The organism is Bacillota bacterium, assembly GCA_030019365.1.
GTDB lineage: Bacteria > Bacillota > Sulfobacillia > JACIYH01 > JACIYH01 > JACIYH01.
Map to the genome: position 1 here is coordinate 50,288 of JASEFA010000006.1, position 21,899 is coordinate 72,186.

Consider the following 21,899-nt stretch of genomic DNA (forward strand, 5'->3'; position numbering starts at 1 on the left):
CCTCACACCTCCCTTATCTCGGACGTCCCTGGCAAGTAACCCAGGTTGCGCGATATGGCCTCTGCCGTGGCCTTGAGGGGCTCGACCAGCGCCAGGATACGCTCCCGGACAAGCCTCACCGAGGGCCCAGCGATGCTAACCGCCGCCACCGCCCGGCCGTGGTGGTTGAAGACGGGCGCCCCCAGGCAGCGCACCCCGGGAATGTATTCCTCGTCGTCGAGCGAAAAGCCCGCTTCCCTCACGTCCTCCAGGTGCTTCCGCAACTCGTCGGGGTCCGCGATGGTGCGGGGGGTGTACCTCTGAAAGGTAATGGTGCTCAGGACAGTCTCTCGCTCCTCCGACGGGAGGTAAGCAAGCAACACCTTGCCTAGTGCGCTGCAGTACGACGGGACGCGGCGGCCCACCTGCAGATCGGCCCGCAGGGGTGCAGCGCACTCTATGCGGTCGAGATACACCGCTTCGTTGCCGTCGAGGACGGCCAAATTGATGGTCTCCCGACACAACCTGCCCAGTTCCCCCATGGGTCCCAGGGCCACCTTGCGTAGCCCGGTCCGGTTAACCACCGTGCTGCCCAACTCGAACAGCTTGATGCCCAGCGTATACCTCCTGGTCACCGGGTCCTGCACCACGTACCCGTGGTGCATCAGGGTCAGCAGTATGCGATAGGCGACGGCCCTGTTCAGCCGCAGCTTCCTGCTGATTTCGCTAAGACCGTATCCCGATCCCTCTTCCGCCAGGGCTTCGATAAGCCCCAGCGATCTCTCCACGGTCTTCAGGGCTTCTTTGGGCCGTCCCGTCTCAACTTCTGCGCCGATGGCCGACGCCACCTCCTCGTCGTCTCTCCCGCTTAAATCACCGGGAGCCCAACCGCATCCCCGTCTTTCTGCGCAAGGCTCTCGCCCTTCAGCCACGGCTCCCCGGGCGGCCAGCAAGGGGACTCGCGGGCAGGCCCCCTGCGGGTTCGGCCATGAGCACAGCCCGCCGCACCGCTTGCGCCACCGTGCGGGCGGCTGCGGTACCGATGGCACTGAGTTCGCCCCGGATGGACCCGTCGCCGCAAGAAAGGACAAAGATCGTGTCGCCGTCGAGCATCGTGTGCACGGGAGATATGCAGCGGGCGAGTCCGTCGTGGGGACATCTGGGCCACCTTGGTGGCCTGTGCCTTGTCCAGGGCGGCGTTGGTGGCCACCACCCCGATGGTGGTGTTAGACGAGAATCCCGGTGAACCCCCATCCGCCTCCTCCAGGAGGAGACGGGTGGTGTCGGCCCATCCTCCCTCGGGACTCCTGGTGCCCGCCAGGATCTGCCCGGTTTCCGGGTCCAGCACGTCACCGAGAGCATATGTTGCCAGCCAGGTCCATCACCTCCCGGTCACCATGGGGGCCGCAGAACCCAGGTGTAAGTCAGCATCAGCCCGCAGAACGCCACCACCACGGCTATGGCCCGGTAGTCCAGACCGGTGACCCGCAACTGCCGGCGCTTGGTCCTTCCCTTTCCCCCCCGGTAGCAGCGGGCCTCCATGGCCAGGATGAGGTCTTCCGCCCGGGCAAAGGTGTTCAGCAAGAGGGGAATCAGAATGGGTATCCGCTGCCTGGTCCTCTGAACGAAGTTACCCGTTTCGATCTCAGCTCCCCGCGCCATCTGCGCCTTCATGATCCTTTCCAGCTCGTCCACCAGAGTGGGCACAAAGCGCAGGGCAATCACCATGACCATGGCCAGTTCGTTGGCGGGCACCCCGATGCGGCGCCCGATGCCGAGAAGGCTTTCCATGCCGTCGGTGAGACCCACCAGCGAGGTGGTGAGGGTGAGGATGGTCACCGACCAGAACAGGAGGACCACCCTTACCATGGTGAGACTGTACGTGTAAAGGGCCTCCGCCGTCACCCTGATAAAGCGCCAGTGGAAGAGGACATGGGCACTCTCGGGGTAGAGGCTGCCAGAGAAAAGGATCTGTATCACGAAGAGCGCGGCGATGAAGGGGAGAGCCGGTCGCAGTCCCCGCAGGGTGTACCCTACCGGGATTTGCGACACGTGCACCAGCAATCCCATGAACAGGGCGAATGTGAGGTAGCCCGTGAACGAGCGGACCAGGAACAGCAGAGTCACCAGGACCGCCCACAGGATGATCTTGGTGCGCGGGTCCAGCCGGTGAATCGGCGAATTGCGGGGCACGTACTGCCCCAGCGTGATGTCCCTAGAGAGCTCCACCCGTGCACCCCCCCACCGCAGGCGAGGCCTGCCCGGCCATCCTGGCCCGGTATGCTCGCAGTATCTCGCGGGCTGCTTCCTCCACGCCCAGAGCGGTCAGCCGCACCTCCCAGCCCTTTCTCCGCAGCCGCCCCAGTACGTCCACCGTCTGCAGGGTACCCACCCCTATACGTCCCAGGGTTTCCACGTCGGAGAAGACCTCCACCGGGGATCCCAGCTTCACCACCCGTCCCTCCGCAAGGACCGCCACCCGGTCGGCCAGACGCGCCACGTCCTCCAGACTGTTGGACACGAACACCACCGTGAGGCCCTGCTCCCGGTGCAACCGGGCAATGGTGTCCAGGATCTCCAGCCGGCCCCGCGGATCCAGCCCCGCGGTGGGATCGTCAAAAACCATCACCCGCGGGTTCATGGCCAGGACGCCGGCTATGGCGGCCCGTCGCTTCTGCCCTCCGCTCAGGGCGAAGATGTACCGGTCCCGGAAGATCTCCGGATCCAGGCCTACGGCGGCGAGAGCCCTGTTCACCCTCTCGCCCGTTTCCGCTACGGAAACCCCCAGGCATCTGGGCCCAAAGCCTACGTCCTCGCCCACCGTTCCCTTGAACAACTGATGCTCAGGGTACTGGAACACCAGACCCACCTTCTGTCTCAGGGCCTTCAGGTCTGCACCTCTGCGGGAAGTGTCGATACCATCGACCACCACCCGCCCCTCCCCCCTGGGAACGAAAAGCCCGTTGAAATACTGTACCAGGGTGGACTTGCCGGACTGGCTCGGCCCGATCAGCCCGAGCATCTCCCCTTCTTCGACCTCCAGGTTGACCCCGTTCAGCACCCTGGTCTCAAAGGGCGTGCCCTCCATGTAGGTGTGCTCCAGGTCTTCCACCGTGATCAGCATAGGTGAGCCATCAACTCCTCCACGGTGAGGACCTCCCCAGGAACCGGCAGGCCCAGCCGGTGAAGCTCCACCGCCAGCTGGGTGACCAGCGGCACGTCGAGGCTGAGGGCCCTGAGTTCGTCTACCCGGGCGAACACTTCCCTGGGAGGCCCGGTCATGATGATGCGCCCTCCTTCCATCACCACCACCCGGTCGGCCTCCACCGCCTCGTGCATGAAGTGGGTAACCAGCACCACCGCTATCCCCTCCCGGCGGAGGACACGGATGGCTTCCATGACCTCTTCCCGCGCCAGGGGTGCGAGGAGGGACGTCGGTTCATCCATCACGATGTACCGACTGCGCATGGCCAGCACCCCGGCGATGGCCACCCTCTGCTTCTGGCCGCCCGAGAGCATGTGGGGAGCCTTCTCCCGCAGCGAGGTGATACCCATCAGGGCCATGGCCTCGTCCACCCGGGCCTGGATTTCGGCGGGAGGCACCCCCAGGTTCTCGGTCCCGAAGGCCACGTCGTCCTCCACCAGGGTGGCCACCAACTGGTTGTCGGGGTTTTGGAAGGTCATGCCCACTCTCTCCCTGATCTCCCAGATCCGGCTCCTGTCCCTGGTGTTGATCCCGTCCACCCAGACGTCACCCCGGGTGGGGATGAGGAGGGCATTCAGGTGCTTGGCCAGGGTCGACTTGCCGGAACCGTTATGGCCTACGATGACCACGAACTCACCCTCCTGGACTTCCAGGCTCACGTCCACCAGGGCCGGCACCGGGTGAGGACCCTTGGCCTGATAAGCAAATGACACGTTGTCCACCCTGATCACTGTTGCCACCTCTGTAGCGGCAGCCACGGGGGAACAAGGGCCGGGGCCTGCCGACAGCCATCCACCCCGGCCCCCTTCCGCCCCGCTACTGCCCGACATGAATACCCCCCGCCTCGCTGCCTCCTGCTGCTGCCCGAGACGGGTATTCGGGCACCTTCCCCACCGGGCATGCCGCGTTACCTGCTCGCCGACACCTCACCCCTGCGCATGCGCTCAACCCCGAGCACCAGCACCACCGTGATGATCACGGCAACGATCACTTCCGCCACCCCGTTGGTCAGGGCAATGGGCCAGAACGCAGCCGCGGGCAGGTAGCCCCGGATGATGCCCATGCCCAGGACCAGCACGGTATTGGTGGCCGTCCCCACCGCCGCACCCACGGCCAGTGCGAGGACCTTGTTCACCCGCGCCAGGGCCGCATAGGCCAGGTAGGCGGTGACGCCGATCCAGATGCGGGGGAATATGGCCACAAGGGGGTCGGCAAAGAGGGGAATGGTGGAGTTAAGGAAGCTGAATACGCCGAAAATGAGACCGACCATGGCACCCACCACCGGCCCCTCCATTATCCCACCCAGGATGGCGGGCACGTGCATGATGGTGGCATTGCCGGAAAGGTTGGGCACGGGGATGAATCCCAGTCGGGTAACTCCGAGCAGGATGGCCACTGCCCCGAGCACACCAGAGATCACTATCTTCCGGACCGAAAGGCTCATGGCTAACAACTCCTTTCCGGGGATAGCACCCCTTCGGGGTCACGCGGGCTGCCACCCCGGGCTCCCGTGCGCATGGCCGCGCCGGGTCACCCCCGGGGCTGGTACCCGAGCAACTGCATGGCCGCCAGGCCCATCACCTTGACCGCGTCCACCACGTCCTGCACCGGCACGTACTCGTCCGTCTGGTGCGCCTGCTCCAGCAAGCCGGGCCCGTAGATGATGCACTCCTGCTATCCCGGCCTTCTGGACCACAAACTTCTGGCCTGATCCTGGGCTGGCAGGGCTGGCCGATGCAATGGTGGTCATGGCCCCGGAATCGCCCACCAGGATGATGTCGATGTCCACCGAATCCACGATGGAGGCAAACGCATAATCGTAGCATGCCACCATGGTAATCTTCCGCCGCGAATGCTTGGCCTGCTGCAGGTCCATTACAGTCGGCTTCTTCTTGGTTGACACCTGCGATCCTGACAACCCCTCTAGTTCGCAAGGCGAACCAGGCGGTCGCTTTACGATTAAATTCGCCGGCAAAGCTCAAAATCCTCCCGCGAACCGTCGTTCCCAGAGGAGGCGGTTCCGCCACCGTGTCAGTGATTTGACAGCAGGGGGCCGCCCGCAGTGTCACGCCCCTGATCATCCCAGGGCGATCAGCGCCGGTGTGCTTGCCATTGGCTACGGCCAGCTTCCCGTTGACCACCACCCAGTGGATCCCGGCGGGAAAGCAGTAGGGCTCGGTGATGGCTGCCCGGTCCGCAACGGACGATGGCTCGAACACCACCAGGTCGGCGGCCGCCCCCTCCCGTATCACGCCACGGTCGGGCAGCCTCGACCAGATTTCAGCCGCACCATGGAGCAGGCAACCAGGTAGTGCCTCGACGACGGTTGCGAGCCGTATAATGTAGCAGGAAACCAGCGCCACTTACCGCGTCAACAGGGGGGATCTGCGGTGAGCGCAGACGGACGCAGGCGGTGGGCCAGGCGCTTTGCCAACGCTATGACGGCGGCGAGAGGGGCGATCACACTAATGATACTGCTGGAGGCCAAACGCCTCCCGGCAGAAGCGGTCCGGCGCGTGATCCTGCTCAGCCTGGCCGGCTGGACCACCGACGTGCTGGACGGCAAGCTGGGGCGCTACTCGCGCCTCCCGGGCGGGATCTGGGCCCGCCTCGATCTCCCCCTCGACACGGCGATGACCTGGGCCATCGGGTGGGTGTTTTCCGTGTGGGGCTATATCCCGCAGGACGCCTACCTGGGATACGCGCTCCTGGCGGCGGTCGCCACACTGTTCCGGCCCAACCGGACCACCGTGATGGCGTTCTCGGCCCCGGTGACCGCCCTACCCCTGTGGATGAGCTGGCGGACCGACCCCGGGCTCGGCCTCGCTTACGTGGCGTGGATCTCAGCCGTGCTGTACCTGGATTGGCGCCGGTTCTGGGGCGTGGTGGCCTCTTTCATAGAGGGCCTACCCCCGCGCCAGCGCGAATACTTGCTGCGCCTGCTCCATCCCTGGCTCAAGCACGCCGAGTGAAGGCTCGTCTTCTCAAGACCTGCTCAACCGAGGTGGCGGCGCAGGTTGGCCATCTCAATGGCGGCCTGGGCGGCGTCGAAGCCCTTGTTGCCCATCTTGGTGCCCGCCCGTTCGATGGCCTGCTCCAGGTTGTCGGCGGTAACGATGCCGAATATGGTGGGCACACCTGTGTCCAGGCCCACCCTGGCGATCCCCTTGGTGACCTCGGCGGCCACGTACTCGAAGTGGGGCGTGGACCCGCGGATGATGGCCCCCAGGCATATCACGGCGTCGTAGCGGCCCGACCGGGCCATATGCAGGGCCACGCCGGGGATCTCGAACCCGCCCGGCACCCACGCCACGGTGATGTCCCCGTCGGCCACCCCGTGACGGGAGAGAGCATCCAGGGCCCCGTCCAGCAGCCGGGAGGAAATGAACTCGTTGAAGCGGCTGACCACGATACCGATCTTCAGCCCCTGACCCAGCAACTCGCCCTGATAAACCTTCATTCCTCCTGCCCCTTTCTATTGCTGGTATAGCGCGCTCGCGGGCCGTGCCAGCCGCCCTTTTAGTCGTCGAGGCCGTCCAGCAGGTGGCCCAGCTTCTCCCGCTTGGCCTTCAGGTAGCGGGCGTTGATGCGGTTCGGCTTCACCTGGATGGGGACGCGCTCGACGATCTCCAGCCCGTAGCCCGCCAGGGCCGCGTACTTGCGCGGGTTGTTGGTGAGGAGCAACATGCGGCGCACCCCCAGGTCCGCCAGGACCTGCGCGCCCGTCCCGTAGTCGCGGGCGTCGGGGGGAAAGCCCAGCTTCACGTTAGCCTCCACCGTATCCAGCCCGGCATCCTGCAGGGCATAGGCCCGGATCTTGTTGGCCAGGCCGATGCCCCGGCCCTCCTGGCGCATGTAGAGCACCACCCCCCGGCCGGCCTCCTGTACCATGTGCATGGCCCGCTCCAGCTGCTCGCCACAGTCGCAGCGCAGCGAGCCGAAGGTGTCCCCGGTGAGGCACTCCGAGTGCACCCTCACCAGGACGGGCTCATCCCCGGCGATCTCGCCCTTGACCAGGGCCACGTGGCACTTGCCGGTGAGGAGGTCCTCGTAGGCATGGAGCTGGAAGTCACCGTACCGGGTGGGGAGCACCGCGCTGGCGATGCGCCTGACCAGCCGGTCGGTGCGCATGCGGTACTTGATGACCTCTTCGATGGTGATGATTTTAAGGCCGTGCTCCCGGGCGAACTCGGCGAGTTGCGGCAGGCGGGCCATGGTGCCGTCCTCGTTCATGATCTCGCAGATCACGCCGGCGGGGTACAATCCCGCCATGCGGGCCAGATCCACCGCCGCCTCGGTGTGGCCGGGCCGGCGCAGTACGCCCCCTTCCTTGGCGCGCAGGGGAAAGATGTGTCCCGGCCGCACCAGATCCTCGGGCCGGGTGGCGGGGTCGATGACCGCCTTCACGGTCATGGCCCGCTCGGGGGCCGAGATGCCGGTGGTGCAGTGGCGGGAATCGACCGACACCGTGAAGGCCGTCCCCATGTGGTCGCCCTGCGCGGGTACCATGATGGGGATCTGGAGCTCGTCCAGGCGCTCCCCCACGATGGGCAGGCAGATCAGTCCCCGCCCGTACCGGGCCATGAAGTTGATGGCCTCGGGCGTGACCTTCTCTGCTGCCATGACCAGGTCGCCCTCATTCTCGCGGCTCTCGTCGTCGACCACGACCACCATGCGGCCCTGCCGGATCTCCCCCAGCACCTCGGCCACCGTAGCGAATTCCACGACCCTGTCCCCGGTCACTTCTGCTCCTGCCTCCTCGCCTGCCTCACTCGCACGAGCCCCACATTTTTGGCCGTCCCGCCGCCAGCGACACGCCCTGGGGCGGGCCCGTCGCCAGCATCCATGCCCTGCCGAACGCACGCACCGGCTACGCGCCCTTACAGGAAACCGGCTTCGCGCAGCCGCTGGAGGGTGATGCCGGGTTCCTCCTCCGGCGCTGCAGCTGCCCTGGCGTCGAGCAGGTGCTTGACGTAGCGGGCCAGAACGTCCGCTTCCAGGTTGACCACGGCCCCGGGCCGCCGCCCGCCCAGGTTGGTCACGGCCCGGGTGTGCGGGATCAGCGACACCCGGAAGTGCCCCCCTTCGGTGGCCACTATGGTGAGGCTGACCCCGTCCACCGCCACCGAGCCCCGCGGTGCCAGGTAGGGAACCAGGTCGGCGGGCGCGGCGATATCCATGATGACCGCCTCACCCTCCGGCCGCATGAACGCCACCGTGCCGGTGGCATCCACGTGACCGGTCACCAGGTGGCCGCCCAGCCGTCCCCCCAGGGGCAGGGCCCGCTCCAGGTTAACGGCCTCCCCGGGCACCAGCCGGCTCAGATTGGTGCGCCGCAGAGTCTCGGGCATGGCCTGAGCCACGAACCCCTCCCCGCCCGCCCGCGCCACCGTCAGGCACACCCCGTTGACCGCCACGCTGTCGCCGGGGCGCAGGTCTTCCCCCACCCGCCGGCACGATATCTCCAGGTCCGCACCCGCGGACGATTGCCGGAGTGACCGCAGCCGACCCACTTCCTCTACGATGCCGGTGAACATGTCCCCGCCCCCTCTCCGGGCCCGTCCACCACGTAAGCGGTGACCAGGACGTCTCCACCCACCCGCTCGACCACCACATCCCGCAGCCTGCGGGCCTCCCGCAGGCGGGCAACTCCCTCTCCCCCCAGCGGTGAAGGTGCCCAGGCGCCGCCTACCAGCAGGGGGGCCAGGAAGAACATGATCTTGTCCACCCACCCTCCCGCCAGGAAGGAGGCAGCCAGGGTGGGCCCGCCCTCCAGCAAGACGGAGGTGATCTCCCGCTCTCCCAGCGCTCGCACCAGGGCACCGGGGTCGACCCGTCCCCCGCGGGACGGAAGCTCGATTACCTCCACCCCCGGGATGGCCTCCAGGGCGGCCCTGGTGTCCCCCGACATGGTCGCCGTAGTGGCCACCAGGGTGCGAGCCGGTGACCCCGAACGGAGCAGGCGGGCGGTAACGGGGAGACGTCCCCGGCTGTCCACCACCACCCGCACGGGATCCCGACCCCCTTCGATGCGGCAGGTGAGCAGGGGATCGTCCGCCAGCACGGTGCCGATCCCCACCATGACGGCGTCGTACCGGTCCCGCAGCCGGTGCACCAGCCGCCGCGATTCCTCCCCGCTGATCCAGCGGGAATCCCCCTCCGCCGTGGCCACCTTGCCGTCCAGGCTGAGGGCAGCCTTGTAGGTCACAAAGGGGATCCCCGTGGCGATGTACTTGCAGAAGGCTTCGTTCAGGCGGCGGGCTTCCTCCTCGCGGCACCCCACCTGGACCTCGATCCCCGCCCGCCGCAGGTCCTCCACCCCGCGACCAGCCACCCGCGGGTTGGGGTCGAGCATGGCCGCCACCACCCGCGCCACCCCCGCGCGCATCACCTCGCGGGTGCAGGGGGGGGTGCGCCCGAAGTGGCAGCACGGCTCCAGGGTGACGTACAGGGTGGCGCCCCGGGCGGCCTCCCCTGCCCGGCGCAAGGCCACCACTTCTGCATGGGGCTGTCCCGCCGCGGCATGATAGCCCTCGCCCACCACACGACCGTCCTTCACCACCACCGCACCCACCATGGGGTTGGGACTGGTGCGTCCGGCCGCCCGCTCTGCCAGGGCCAGTGCCCTGTCCATGAAGTGCTCGCCTATGGCTGTCCGTCCTGGCTCCGTATGCGATCTCCTCTCCACCCCGGGGACCACCGCCGCCATCCCGGGCCATGGGTTCCGGACGACCCCCGGCGGGCGCCCCGCGCAGGCCAGCCGGCCCATGCCGGGCGGACCTTCCCGGCGCAGCAAAATGCCCCGGGCAACCGGGCCCGGGGCATGGCATGCGCAAGGCTTCCCGCTCGGGGAACTATGCCTTCTCCCATCCAGACTGTACTGTCGGCCCCGGAATTCCACCGGATCTGCCACGGGCGGGTGCCGTGGTTCGCGGGCTCTCACCGCCGGTCAGGAATCGAAGGAGGCCGGCCGTGGCTCCACCCGGCAGCCTTCTCACCTTGCCCCGAAGGCCCCTCATTCATTTCAGCCCCATTGTAGCCACTCGCCCTTCATCGCGCAATCCCCCCACGCCCGTGTCCGAACCTCGACCCGTGCTAGGATTGGGCATGAGCCCGCCTCGCGGGCAGAGAGCGGTGAGCGGAGGTGATGGGGCCTTGGCCGGGACGGAGAAGTACGCGCACATGCTAGGCATTCTGGCAAAGTACAAACCGGTGGCGGTGTACCTCTTCGGTTCTCGGGCTCAGGGAAGGGCGAGGGCCGACAGCGACATCGACCTCGCCATTGTACTTCCGGACGACTGCTCCATCCCTGCCACCGAACGGATAGATCTCATTGCCAGGCTGGAAGCACTTGCCGGACAGCGGGTGGACCTCGTCCTTTTGAACCGCGCCCCCCTCCCGCTCCAGTTCGAGATTATCCATACGGGTATCCTGTTGTATGAGTCCAGTTCTGACGCCCGGACGGATTTCGAGGACATCGTCGTGAGAGACTACCTCGACCTGGGGCCGATGCTGGAGCGTTCCCGGCAGGAGATAATGGAAGAGGCGGCGAGGGGCGTGGCGTAGTTGCTCAATCCCCAGTTGATTGCGGAACGGGCGCAGAGTGTCCGAGCCTCCATAGCGCGATTGCGCACACTGGCAACCCTCTCACGCGAGGAGTTCCAGGCCGCTCCGGCTATCGGGCTTCAGCCAGGCCGGCTAGTGGCCGGGCTGGTCGGGGGCCGGGACGCTGCAGGCCCTGGTGCCCCGCGGAACCACGCAGATGAACTCGATGGGGTGGCCAGGGGCAGCACGGAACTGGTGCATCTCCCCGGGGGGAACGAACGCCACGCTACCGGGCTCGAGCGGCGTATCGCCCGCATCGCTCCTGGCGGAGCCGCGCCCGGCCACGACGAACACCTCGTGCTCCCAGGGATGCTGGTGCCACTCGGTATTCATCCCCTCGTCCAGGTGGAAAAGACGCATCTCGAAGTTGGGAGCTCCCTGCTCTTCTGATATCACCCACCGTACTGTGGCCCGCTTGCCACCGGGGGTTCCGCCCTGCGCGATGCTGCTTTCGGGCACCTGCGACACGTGAGTCACATACACCATCGACCATCTCCTCGCCGGCTCATGTGATCAGGAACGAAACCCGCCGGGTCTGGATGCTGCTTCCCCAGTCAGCATGCCCCCCGGCCCCCAGTGAGTTTCTCCCCTGACCGCAGGGCTCCCTGCTCCTGCGCGGCCAGATCAACCCTGGCGTGGATGGCTGCTCCGGGGCGCGCATCAGGAGGGGCGGCGGACGCCGAGATAAGCTTCCCGCACGCGGGGGTCCTCCAGCAGGGCGCGGGCGGGTCCCGAAATGCTCGTGACTCCCGCATCGAGCACGTAGCCCCGGTCCGCAACCTCCAGGGCTCGCAGCGCGTTCTGCTCCGCCAGCAGGACGGTCGTGCCCTGCTCCCGCACGCGGGCGATGGCCGCAAACAGGGTGTCCATCATGATGGGCGCCAGTCCCAGGGAGGGCTCGTCCAGCAGCAACAGCTGGGGCCGCGACATCAATCCCCGGGCGATGGCGAGCATCTGCTGCTCGCCGCCGGAGAGGGTGCCGGCGTACTGGCGCCGCCGCTCCCTGAGCACAGGAAACAGGTCGAACATGGCCTCCGTGTCCCGGGATATGCCCGCCCGGTCGCGGCGCAGGAAGGCACCCATGAGCAGGTTCTCGCTCACCGTCAGATTGGCGTACAGGCGACGCCGCTCCGGCACCAGGCATACGCCGCGGCTGAGGACCTCGTGGGGGCGCCCGGTCAGGGGCCGGCCCAGGAAGAGGATACGGCCAGCCCTGGGCCGCAGCACTCCCGCCAGGGTCCACATCAGTGTTGACTTGCCGGCCCCGTTGGCCCCCAGCAGGCACACGATCTCTCCCCGCTCCACCCGCAGGGATGCTCCCCGCAGGGCCCGGATCTCTCCGTAGGAAACGTGGAGGTCCTCAACCGCCAGCACGGGCCCCGGCCTCCCCCAGATACGCCTTGAGTACGAGCGGATTCTGCTGGATCGCGTTCGGGGGACCCTCCGCCAGGAGGGCCCCGAAGTTCAGCACCACTATGCGGTCGCAGAGGTCGGTGACCACATCCATGTGGTGCTCGATCAGCACGGTGCTGAGGCCGAAGGAGCGGTGGATGGCCCGCACCATGTCAACCAGGCTCCGGCTCTCCTCCGGATTCATGCCCGCCGCCGGCTCGTCGAGCAGCAGCACGCGCGGCCGCAAGGCCAGCGCCCGCGCTATCTCCAGGCGCCGCTGCAGGCCGTAGGGCAGGCTGTGGGAACGCTGACCGGCGTGACCCTCCAGCCCCACCCGCTCCAGCAGGGCCAGGGCCTGCTGCCGCAGCTCGGCCTCCCGCTTCAGGCAGCGGCGTGTCCGCAGCAGCGCGTCCAGGAGGGTGTACCCGGGCGGGTGGCCGACCGGCATGAGCACGTTGTCCAGCACGTTGAGGTTGCGGAAGAGGCGGACGTTCTGGAAGGTGCGCGCGATGCCGGCGCGGGCGATGCGATCCGGCCGCAGCCCCCGCACGCTCAGCCCGTCGAACGTGATCTCCCCCTCCGACACGGGGTAGACGCCCGTGATCAGGTTGAACACCGTGGTCTTGCCCGCCCCGTTGGGACCGATCAGTCCCAGGATTTCCCCCGGGCACAGCTCCGCATTGAGACGGTCGCAGGCCACCACGCCGCCGAACCGTTTGCTCACCCGGGCCAGCTGGAGGACGGGCCTGCCGGCCGTCGCCTCTTGCCCGGGCGCGGCACCATCCGCAACGCTCCCCACGCCCCCGAGACCGCCTGCGCCAGGCGTGGCCTCGGACGGATGTCGGGCGGGGCGGCCACGCCATCCCATGGTCTTCCAGCCCAACTCGCGGTAGCCCAGCAGGCCCTGGGGACGGAACACCATGATGGCCACCAGGAGGGCCCCGTAGGCCACCAGCCTCCACATGCTGGCCACCCGCAGCAGCTCCGGGATGCCTACGAAGAGGGCAGTGGCGAGGGCGGGGCCGGTCAGGCTGCCCATACCTCCGCACACCACTGCCGCCGTAAGCTGCGTGGACAGCACCGAAGTGAACATGGCGGGCTGGATGAAGTTGAAGTAGTGGGCGAACAGCCCGCCCGAGAGACCGGCGGCCGCAGCGCTGAACAGGAGCGACCTCATCCTGGCCCGCATGACATCCACGCCCATGATCTCGGCGGCCACGTGGTCCTCCCGCACCGCCACCGCCTCCCGTCCGAAGTGGGACGAGATCAGGTTGCGCGCCATGAGCAGCATGAAGGCCGCGGTGGCGGCGGCCACGGGCAGGCTGGTGTGGTGGGCGATACCGGGCAACCCGCGCGCCCCCTGGGTGATGTCCAGGTTCTCGAGCAGCACCCGCACGGCCTCGCCGAACCCCAGGGTGGCGATGGCGAAGTAGTCGCTCCGCAGCTTGGCGCGGAGAGTGGGATAGCCGATCACCAACCCCGCCGCACCCGCGCTGACGGCACCGGCCAGCAGGGCGAGGGGGTAGGGACAGTGGTAGAAGTAGGTGAGGATGCCGGCCGTATACGCACCGATGGCCACGAAGGCGGCATGGCCCAGGCTGAACAGACCGGTGAACCCGGTGAGCACGGCCAGGCCGGTGGTGGCCACCATGTTGATGCAGATAATGGTCAGCACCCCGGTCAGATACTCGCCCATGGGCCCCCTACACCTTCTCCTCCAGCGACTTGCCCAGCAACCCCGTGGGCAGTACCAGCAGCAGCACCACCAGCAGCGAAAAGCTGAATACGTCGCGGATGATCGAGGAAACGTACACGGATACCAGCGTCTCGGTGAGGCCCAGGATGAGCCCGCCGATCACCGCACCGGGCAGGCTGCCCAGGCCACCGATTACGGCGGCGATGTACGCCTTGTTGGTGATCCAGCCCATGGTGGGGTACACGATGTACTTGAGACCCATGAAGATACCGGAAAGCCCCGCCAGGGACCCCGCCAGCACGAAGACCAGCTTCACGAGCCGGTTGATGTTCACGCCGTTGATGCTGGCCACCGTCATGTCGTAGCTCGCTGCCCGGATGGCGGTGCCCAGCTTGCTGCGCGTGAGAAAGTAGTGGAGGACGGTGATAGCCGCAGCAGAGAAGCCCAGCGCGAAGAGATCGAGAATGCCCACAGAGCTGGCCAGCAAAGTGATGGTCTGGCGGTGGAATATCTCGGGGTAAGCGTAGAAGTGGGACCCGATGGTCACGTACACCATGTTCTCCAGGAAGATGGACGTGCCCATGGCGCTGATCATGAAATACAGGCTGGGAGCCCGCCGTGCCCGCAGGGAGGAATAGGCGATGCTCTCGTTCAACACCGCCAGCCCGGCCGCTCCCACCACAGCCCCCAAGATGGCAACCGCCAGGGGCTGATGGAAGGAGGCGAGGATGTAATACCCCATGTAGGACGCGAGCATGATCACCGTCCCGTGGGCAAAGTTGCTGAAGTTGAGCACGCTGAACACCAGAGAATATCCGACCGCCATGAGGGCGTATATCCCGCCGATGGCCAGGCCCGTTACCAGAGTTTGCAAGAGCAAGTTCGTTTCTCTCCCAGAACCCCGAGGGACCCACAAGGGTCCCCCGGGGCATGCGATGTTACGCTACCTGGTCACGTATTTCTTCACGAATACGAACTTGCCCTCCTTGACCCCCTGGATCACGGCGGGCTTATTCACGGGATCGTGAGTGTCGGGGTCGATGGTGAGCAGGCCGCTCAGTACCTTGAGGTCCTTGGTCTGGGCCAGGGCTTCCGCGATCTTGGTGGGATCGGTGCTCTGCGTCCGCTTGATGGCGTCCACGATGGCATAGAGGGCATCCACCGCCATGATGGGGTTGGGCATGACGGGATCCGCCTGGTAGCGCTGGCGGTACTCGGCGATGAAGTCCTGGATCTCGGGGTCCTCCAGGCTGGCGATGTTCACGAAGTACGAGCCCTCCACCGCGCTGCCGCCCAGGGTGATGAGGTCGGGGCTGGCCCAGCCGTCACCTCCCATGAAAGTCGCCTTCATCTTCAGGTCGCGGGCCTGCTTCATGGCCAGAGCCGCTTCCTTCTGCATGGTGGGGATGAAGAGCACATCGGGGTTTTTGGGCTTGATCTTGCCCAGCATGGCCCGGAAGTCCAGCTCGCCCGAGCGGAAGGCTTCGTTGCCCACGATCTCCCCGCCCAGCTTGGTGAACGCCTCGGAGAAGTACTTGCCCAGCCAGGACGAGTAATCCGAACCCACGTCGTAGAGAATGGCCGCCTTGCGAGCCCCCAGGTCGGTGTAGGCGAACTGGGCAGCCACGGTGCCCTGGAAGGGGTCGATGAAGCACGCCCGGAAAGCGTACTTCTTGAGCACATTGTTATCCACGGTGACCTTGGGGTTGGTGGCGGTGGTCGCGACGAAGGGGACCTTGTCGGGCTCCGTCACCGACGATGTGGCGATGGCCACGCCGCTCTGGGCCGGTCCGATGATGGCCACCACCTTGTCCTGGTGGATGAGGCGCCGGGCCACGTTGACACCCTCGGTGGCGTCGGCCCGGTTGTCGTACGACACCAGCCTGATCTGCTTCCCCAGCACTCCCCCCTCTTTGTTGATCTTCTCGATCACCATCTCCAGGGCGTTCTTCTCCGACTGGCCCCACATGGAGGAGTCGCCGGTCAGGGCCACCTCGTGACCGATCTTGATGACCTGCTCTTCTGCCGGCTTGGCCTCCGGTTTGGCCTCGGGCTTGCTCCCCGCACATCCCGCCAGGGCACCCAGCACGAGTGCCCCGGCCACCGCGAGCGCCATCAGCTTGCGCACCACGACCATTCACCTCCGTCTGATTGGGAAGGGTCCGGCTGCCAGGCCGGACCGAAAAGATACCCGCACGCGATGGTGACGACAGGACCCTTGAGCCACACGCCCGTCTCGCTTCCGGCTTCCCTGCTTACGACCAGCCTGCCCCCTCTTGTCCGCACGGTCACCGGGGAAGTGACCCAGCCCAGCATTTCGGCCACCAGTGCCGCCGATATCGCCCCGGTACCGCAGGCATAGGTCTCCCGTTCGACCCCCCTTTCGTAGGTCCGCACCTTAACCCCGCCTTCTTCCCGGGCGACGATGTCCACGTTCGCGCCTCGCGGGAACCGCCCCCCAAACCTGATCTTCCTTCCGACGTCATCGACATCCAGGCGATCAACCAGACCCGGGTCCGCCAGTGGTATCACCAGGTGGGGCACTCCTGCCGGCACGAAGAACGCGCGCACCGCCTCCCGAAGAGAAAAGACCTCCTCCATGCGGAGTGCCTCGCTCAGGGGGATGGCTTCCGCAGGCCCCGCCTGCATGTGGATGGCCACTGAGCCGGGTTGCACCACCGCTTCCACCGCACCGGCCTGCGTCTCCATGGTCATGCGGGGCGGCGCCAGGCCCCGCCGCCAGGCAACCAGGGCCGTGCAGCGGGCCCCGTTTCCGCACATCTCCCCTTCCGACCCGTCCGGGTTGAAGAGGCGCATACGCAGGTGACAGGTGCACGAGCTCTCGATAAGCATCACTCCGTCCGCCCCCAGGGAGAGGTGGGGCGTACACACCTTGCGCGCAAAAGCTCCCTTGGCCCTCTCCGGTATCCGTTCCTCGCGGTTGTCGATGACCACGAAGTCATTGCCGCACCCGGCCATCTTCCAGAAAGCGACGGGTGCAGCTATTCCCCTCAATTCTTCCTCTACCACCCGGCCTCCGGCCCCCCGGCCCGGCCCGCCCTCGCCTGCGGGGCGGTGCCGGTGCTGCCCGGGGTGTTAAGCAAGGAATGTGCCACTGCTCTCCGCCGCGCTCACCCCGAAACCACGGGCCGAACCCCCTTGCGGGCGGGCAGCGTCCTGCACCTCCGTCCAGGTTTCCGGACCGGGCGGCGGCGAGGCGTCCACCATGGTGGACAGGCCGCAGGCCCTGGCTTTCTGGTAGAAAGAGCTGCGGCTGATGCCCAGCATGGCCATCGCCCGCCTGCGATCGCCCCGGGCAGAGTGCAGGGCCATGGCGATCAGCTGCCGCTCTGCCCGCGCCACCACTTCCCGCAGCGGCGCCACCTGCATCACCCTCACCGGTTCGGCCTCGGCATCCCGGCCCCTGCGCAGGCGTGCGGGCAGGTGACCGGGACCGATCACACCGTCATCCGCCAGCAGGGCGGCCGCTTCCAGCACATTGCGCAGCTCCCGCACGTTGCCCGGCCAGGAATAGTGCATCAGAACTTCGCCCGCCGCCTCACTGATGCTGAGCGAGGGGCAGCCGGCCCTGCGGGCGATCTCCGGTAGCAACTGATCGACCAGCACCGGGATGTCGCACCGGCGCTCGCGCAGCGGGGGCAGCCTGATGCACACCACGTTGAGCCGCCAGTAGAGATCCTGCCGGAAGCCACCGGCCGCAACCAGGGATTCCAGGTCACGGTTGGTGGCTGCTATGAGGCGCACGTCCAGCCGCACCGGAGCAGATCCCCCCAGCCGGCATACCTCCCCTTCGTCTGTGGCATGGAGGACTTTGGCCTGCAGCGACGCGTCCAGATCGGCGATCTCGTCCAGGAAAATGGTCCCTCCCTGGGCCTGCTCGAACTTCCCCTTCATGCCACCCCGGCGGGCCCCCGTGAAGCTGCCCTCCTCGTACCCGAACAGCTCCGATTCCAGCAGAGTGGCCGGGATGGCGGCGCAGTTCACGTGCACGAAGGGCTTATCCCGCCTGCGGCTCGCTTCGTGGATGACCCGCGCCAGCAGGCCTTTCCCGGTCCCCGTTTCTCCCAGGAGGAGTACGCTGAGGTCGGTTTCGGCCGCTCTCTCCGCCAGGGTGCGAACCTCCTCGATCTCCCTGCTGATGCCGGCCAGCCGGACCAGCCCGAGCTGGGCACCGGAAGGTGCGGCCTCGCCCGTCACCAGGGACCGCAGGGACTTCAGCGCCCGCTCGTCGTCCCGGCGTGCGGTTTCCAGCTCCTCCAGGTCTTCGACCGTCAGCACCGCGCCCGTTACGGCCCCCCGGCGCGTAACCGGCACCACCCGCATCCTGACGGGGATACCGTTCAGAGTCCTGACCACATCGCCCTGGCCTGTCTGTTCCCCCCGGGCGACTCGCAGCAGATCGGCAATCTCGGCGGAGTCGGGGTGAATCTGGGTGATGGGAATCCCGTGCAAGCGCGGGAGCGGGGCCCCCTGCCCTTTGGCCGCGTACTCCTTCCCCTCCAGGATCTCGCGGGCGCTTTCCCCGCGAGCCGTGTAGCCCCGGGCCTGGTAGAACTTCACCCGGTAGTCCTGCCCGTCAAGGAGCACGAGATGCCCGGCACAGCGGTCGTAAGAGAAAGAATACGTGGCGTCACCTACGCGGACCTGGAGAACCCGGTCCCGGGCATGGGCGGATACCCGCACCCACACGGTGCCTGCAAAGCTGGCCACGGTGAGATCCACATGCGCCGGACCGCTGCGGAAGCAGGCCGACCCGGGCGGGGAAGGATACCTGCCGATGACAACGGTGGTCCCCCCTGGAACCACCTGCGCGGGGTCAACGCCTATCGCCGCCAGGTGTGCCGCGGTAAGGCCGCCATCGTCGCCTCCCAGCAGATTGTCCGCCAGCAACACCACGTCTCCGGCCTGTAGCCTGCCCGGGGGATGCCCCGGTCCCGCTCGCGGGTCGATACCGAACAGGGCCATGGCCCTGCGGTTGTACACCTGAATGGTGCCCAGGGCATCGATGGCGATGACGCCCCGCCCCACCAGGTCCAGTGCCTGCTGCATCCACTCCCACGAGCGCAACCGGGCCAACCCCCCTGTCCATGCCTTCTCCGGGTTTCACCTGCTTTCGACGCAAAGGACCGAATTCCTCTTATAAAGGCGCAGGGGAGGATCCCGGCATCCGCGATGCACCGCAGGGCGGCAGCGTACACCGCAGGGCGGGAGGATGCACCGCCCCCCGATGGTACCCGTCAGGAATCGTTCCTAACACAGGTGGCCCGCGCGGAATCAGACGTGCACACCGAGGGAAAGCCCCGAAGTTGCCGAAGCTAAGTTCCAGGGGGGATGGACGTGCCCTTCGATGCTCTGGTGATGGCCGCGGTAACACGTGAAATCGAAGAGATAATTCCCGCCCGGGTGGACCGGGTTTATGCCTCCGGAGGCGGGCAGGGACAGCCGTCGGAAGTGCTGCTGGTGCTCTTTCGGCCGGGAATCCGTACCCAGCTGCTGATATCCATGCACCCTCGCTTCGCGCGTATCCACCTGAGCTTCCGTGAGCACCCCCCGCTTGCTCCCCCTCCCCTCGCGCCCCTCCTGCGCAAGCACCTGGAGGGTGCTCACCTGGTGGCAGCCCGGCAGGAAGACCGCGATCGGGTCCTCATCCTGACCTTCCGCACCCCCCTGGGCACCAGCCCTCGCCTCGTGGTGGAGATCATGGGGCCGGGGTCCAACCTCATCCTCCTGGACGGCGACGGCCGCATCCTGGGTGCGTGGCGCGAGGAGGGTCCCCGTCCGGGAGGGCAGGGCAGACGGCTCCTGCTACCCGGCGTACCCTACGAGTCGCCCCCTCCTCCCCCGGCGGGAGCGTGGGGTCCCTTTTTCGCCCGCGAAATGGCTGCCCGGGCGGGCGCGCCCGCGCCGGGCGGACCCGCCGGGATGCTGCCCGAGGGCGGCGAGATGGGCAGCATGATGCGGGTGGCCGATGAACTGTGGGAGGAGGCCAGGAGCAATCCCCGGCCGATGGTGATCACCGACGAGAGGGGGCAACCCCGGGAATACTGGTGCCTGATGCCGCTGGCCCACGGGCCCGTTGGCCGCCAGTACCCGGGCATGAGCCAGTTGCTGGACGAGTACCACGAAGAGGTGGTGGCCAGGGAGGAGTTCAGGGCGTGGCATGCCCGCCTGCGCCGGGCCCTGGGCCGCCAGCGGGATCGTCAGGAGCGACTGGTGCAATCCCTGCGTGCGGACCTTGACCGGGCTCACCAGGGGCTGCGCTACCGCACCTGGGGAGAACTCCTTCTCGCCCAGGCGTCTCGCCTGCCCGCCGGCCGCGACCGGGTTGAGGTGATCGACTACTACCGGGAAGAGCCGCACCCGGTGGAAATCCCCCTCGATCCGGCCCGTTCCGCCCGGGAGAACGCTCAGGAGTACTTCCGCAGGTACACCAAGGCCCGCCGGTCCCTGGAACCCCTCAAGCATCGGCTGGACGAGGAAACCACCCGCCTGGTCTACCTGGAGCAGCTAGAGGAAGGACTGGGCCGGGCCGCCGACCGCGACACCCTGGAGGTCCTGGAGCGCGAGATGGAGGCCGCCGGGATTCCCGCCGGCCCCGGGACCGGCCGCGCCGGCGCGAAGAGGCCGCGGGAAATCTCTATCGGCCGCCGGTACGGGGCGGTGCCCACCGCCCGCCGGCGGGAGCAGGGCCGCACCGCAGGACGACGGGTGCTGCGTTTCTGGCTCCCCGGGGGAGAAGAGGTGACGGTCGGAAGGGGAGCCGAAGCCAACGACTTCGTCACCTTCGTACTGGCCCGCCCGGATGACATCTGGTTGCACGCCCGGGGCATTCCGGGAAGCCACGTCATCCTGCGCTCTGCCCCCGGCCGGGCGGCCAGCCCGGAGGCCATCGCCCGGGCCGCGGCGGTGGCCGCCCACTTCAGCGACGCCCGCCGGTCCGCAAAGGCCGATGTCGACTGGACGCTGCGCAAACACGTCCGCCGCCGACCCGGAGGAGGGCCAGGGCAGGTGCTCTACCGGGAGGAGCACACGCTGCTGGTCGAACCGGCGCCGCCACCCCGGCCGGAGCCGGACCAGCCCGGGGGCTGACCCGATAACGCTCAGCGGCCTGCCAACTCGCGTTGAGGCGTGCCGGTCTGCTACCGGGACCGGGCCCGGTCGAGGCGCTGCTCCAGCCACTGCCGCAGCCGGCCCAGGGGCTCCTCCTTGGCCTCTTCGTTGAAAAGCTCGTGGAAGTAGCCGGGGTAGACGTGCATCTCCTTGTCGTGGGTCCCCAGGCGCACGAAAACGTTTTCGGCCACGGGAACAGACACCAGGCCGTCCTCCCCGGCGAGAAGGAGCAGGCAGGGGGCGTCAAGCTGCACCGCCCGGCGGGCCACCCGGGCCATACCGGATAGCATCTCCGCGAAAAGGCGCGCGCTCACCCGGTCGGTCACCAGGGGATCGCGCCGGTACCTCTGCACCACCTCGGCGTCGCGGGAAAGGAGGGTCGGGTCTATGCCGTTGGGCATGGAGAACCTGGGCAGGAATCGCGCCAGCAGCATACCGGCGTTGCGCTTCCAGCGGGGGATCTCCAGGGCCAGACCAACGCAGGGGCTGGAGAGCACGAGCCCCGCCAGCCGCCCCGGCCGGCAGAGGGCATAGTGGAGGGCCACCAGCCCTCCGAAGCTGTGCCCGAGGAGGAAAGCGGGGAGCTCCCCCTCCTCAGTCCGAACCAGTTCCAGGAAGCTGTCCAGATCCTCCATGTAGTCCCAGAACGAGTCCACATGCCCGCGCTGTCCCGTGGAGCGGCCAAAGCCCCGCAGGTCGTGGGCCCAGATGGAAAGGGGCAGGCCCTCGAGAGCATCAACCACGTTCTGGTAGCGACCGCTGTGTTCCCCCAGGCCGTGTACCACCAGGAAGACCCCCCGCGGCCCGGGGGGGCGCCAGCACTGCCAGAACAGCTCCGCGCCGCGGGCGCCCGGCAGGGCTCCGGTTCGGTGTTCCACCCCCGATCACCCC

The 21,899-nt window shown here is 67.4% G+C and carries 21 protein-coding genes and 1 riboswitch; of the genes, 3 read left to right on the plus strand and 18 right to left on the minus strand.

The genetic code is table 11. The annotated features are described in order from the left end of the window. Positions 1-2 precede the first annotated feature (2 nt). The 6 genes from QME70_09720 to QME70_09745 all read right to left on the minus strand — a co-directional run bounded on the left by QME70_09720 (position 3) and on the right by QME70_09745 (position 5,060). Positions 3-827 (minus strand): IclR family transcriptional regulator, encoded by an 825-nt coding sequence (locus QME70_09720; GenBank protein MDI6894864.1) that lies wholly within the window; start codon positions 825-827, stop codon positions 3-5. Between the two features lie 544 nt (positions 828-1,371). Continuing rightward, the gene (locus tag QME70_09725; GenBank protein MDI6894865.1) at positions 1,372-2,208 is read right to left on the minus strand and encodes an energy-coupling factor transporter transmembrane component T; all 837 of its coding nucleotides are present in this window, start codon (positions 2,206-2,208) and stop codon (positions 1,372-1,374) included. Continuing rightward, positions 2,195-3,103, minus strand: a complete 909-nt coding sequence (locus QME70_09730) for an energy-coupling factor transporter ATPase (GenBank protein ID MDI6894866.1) — start codon at positions 3,101-3,103, stop codon at positions 2,195-2,197. The genes QME70_09725 and QME70_09730 overlap by 14 nt, the downstream gene beginning before the upstream one ends. Further along, positions 3,097-3,915 (minus strand): energy-coupling factor transporter ATPase, encoded by an 819-nt coding sequence (locus QME70_09735; protein MDI6894867.1) that lies wholly within the window; start codon positions 3,913-3,915, stop codon positions 3,097-3,099. The genes QME70_09730 and QME70_09735 overlap by 7 nt, the downstream gene beginning before the upstream one ends. A gap of 176 nt (positions 3,916-4,091) precedes the next feature. Then, positions 4,092-4,628 carry an ECF transporter S component gene (locus QME70_09740; GenBank protein MDI6894868.1) on the minus strand — a complete coding sequence of 179 codons (537 nt, stop codon included), beginning with the start codon at positions 4,626-4,628 and terminating at the stop codon, positions 4,092-4,094. Positions 4,629-4,667: 39 nt separating this feature from the next. Then, on the minus strand, positions 4,668-5,060 hold the full coding sequence (locus QME70_09745) for a 3-methyl-2-oxobutanoate hydroxymethyltransferase (protein MDI6894869.1): 393 nt from the start codon (positions 5,058-5,060) through the stop codon (positions 4,668-4,670). 514 nt (positions 5,061-5,574) lie between these two features. Here QME70_09745 and QME70_09750 point away from each other — a divergent pair. After that, positions 5,575-6,156 carry a hypothetical protein gene (locus tag QME70_09750; protein MDI6894870.1) on the plus strand — a complete coding sequence of 194 codons (582 nt, stop codon included), beginning with the start codon at positions 5,575-5,577 and terminating at the stop codon, positions 6,154-6,156. 23 nt (positions 6,157-6,179) lie between these two features. Here QME70_09750 and ribE read toward each other — a convergent pair whose 3' ends face one another. From ribE to ribD, 4 genes are all read right to left on the minus strand, one after another. Continuing rightward, complete coding sequence (ribE, locus tag QME70_09755) at positions 6,180-6,644, minus strand: 6,7-dimethyl-8-ribityllumazine synthase (GenBank protein MDI6894871.1); 465 nt, start codon at positions 6,642-6,644, stop codon at positions 6,180-6,182. Between the two features lie 59 nt (positions 6,645-6,703). After that, positions 6,704-7,858, minus strand: a complete 1,155-nt coding sequence (locus QME70_09760; GenBank protein ID MDI6894872.1) for a bifunctional 3,4-dihydroxy-2-butanone-4-phosphate synthase/GTP cyclohydrolase II — start codon at positions 7,856-7,858, stop codon at positions 6,704-6,706. 206 nt (positions 7,859-8,064) lie between these two features. Continuing rightward, positions 8,065-8,721 (minus strand): riboflavin synthase, encoded by a 657-nt coding sequence (locus QME70_09765; GenBank protein MDI6894873.1) that lies wholly within the window; start codon positions 8,719-8,721, stop codon positions 8,065-8,067. Further along, positions 8,703-9,818, minus strand: a complete 1,116-nt coding sequence (gene ribD, locus QME70_09770) for a bifunctional diaminohydroxyphosphoribosylaminopyrimidine deaminase/5-amino-6-(5-phosphoribosylamino)uracil reductase RibD (GenBank protein MDI6894874.1) — start codon at positions 9,816-9,818, stop codon at positions 8,703-8,705. Before ribD ends, QME70_09765 begins: the two co-directional genes overlap by 19 nt. Before the next feature lie 220 nt (positions 9,819-10,038). Then, positions 10,039-10,200, minus strand: a riboswitch (FMN riboswitch). 139 nt (positions 10,201-10,339) lie between these two features. Here ribD and QME70_09775 point away from each other — a divergent pair. Next, a complete protein-coding gene (locus QME70_09775) occupies positions 10,340-10,750 on the plus strand; it encodes a nucleotidyltransferase domain-containing protein (protein MDI6894875.1) in 411 nt (136 codons plus the stop codon). A gap of 132 nt (positions 10,751-10,882) precedes the next feature. On the opposite strand, the gene QME70_09780 is transcribed toward QME70_09775, so the two are convergent. The 7 genes from QME70_09780 to QME70_09810 all read right to left on the minus strand — a co-directional run bounded on the left by QME70_09780 (position 10,883) and on the right by QME70_09810 (position 18,965). After that, complete coding sequence (locus QME70_09780) at positions 10,883-11,275, minus strand: cupin domain-containing protein (protein MDI6894876.1); 393 nt, start codon at positions 11,273-11,275, stop codon at positions 10,883-10,885. Between the two features lie 174 nt (positions 11,276-11,449). After that, positions 11,450-12,163, minus strand: a complete 714-nt coding sequence (locus QME70_09785; protein ID MDI6894877.1) for an ABC transporter ATP-binding protein — start codon at positions 12,161-12,163, stop codon at positions 11,450-11,452. Then, entirely contained in the window at positions 12,150-13,877 is a 1,728-nt protein-coding gene (locus tag QME70_09790) for a branched-chain amino acid ABC transporter ATP-binding protein/permease (GenBank protein MDI6894878.1), read from the minus strand. The genes QME70_09785 and QME70_09790 overlap by 14 nt, the downstream gene beginning before the upstream one ends. A gap of 7 nt (positions 13,878-13,884) precedes the next feature. Further along, the gene (locus tag QME70_09795) at positions 13,885-14,757 is read right to left on the minus strand and encodes a branched-chain amino acid ABC transporter permease (protein ID MDI6894879.1); all 873 of its coding nucleotides are present in this window, start codon (positions 14,755-14,757) and stop codon (positions 13,885-13,887) included. A 63-nt stretch (positions 14,758-14,820) separates the two neighbouring features. Next, complete coding sequence (locus QME70_09800) at positions 14,821-16,008, minus strand: ABC transporter substrate-binding protein (protein ID MDI6894880.1); 1,188 nt, start codon at positions 16,006-16,008, stop codon at positions 14,821-14,823. Further along, entirely contained in the window at positions 15,993-16,907 is a 915-nt protein-coding gene (dapF, locus tag QME70_09805; GenBank protein MDI6894881.1) for a diaminopimelate epimerase, read from the minus strand. Before dapF ends, QME70_09800 begins: the two co-directional genes overlap by 16 nt. Positions 16,908-16,973: 66 nt before the next feature. Then, complete coding sequence (locus tag QME70_09810; GenBank protein ID MDI6894882.1) at positions 16,974-18,965, minus strand: sigma 54-interacting transcriptional regulator; 1,992 nt, start codon at positions 18,963-18,965, stop codon at positions 16,974-16,976. Between the two features lie 270 nt (positions 18,966-19,235). On the opposite strand from QME70_09810, the gene QME70_09815 reads away from it, so the two are divergent. Next, the gene (locus tag QME70_09815) at positions 19,236-20,987 is read left to right on the plus strand and encodes an NFACT family protein (protein ID MDI6894883.1); all 1,752 of its coding nucleotides are present in this window, start codon (positions 19,236-19,238) and stop codon (positions 20,985-20,987) included. Positions 20,988-21,037: 50 nt separating this feature from the next. Here QME70_09815 and QME70_09820 read toward each other — a convergent pair whose 3' ends face one another. Next, positions 21,038-21,886 (minus strand): lysophospholipase, encoded by an 849-nt coding sequence (locus tag QME70_09820; GenBank protein MDI6894884.1) that lies wholly within the window; start codon positions 21,884-21,886, stop codon positions 21,038-21,040. Positions 21,887-21,899: the final 13 nt, after the last annotated feature.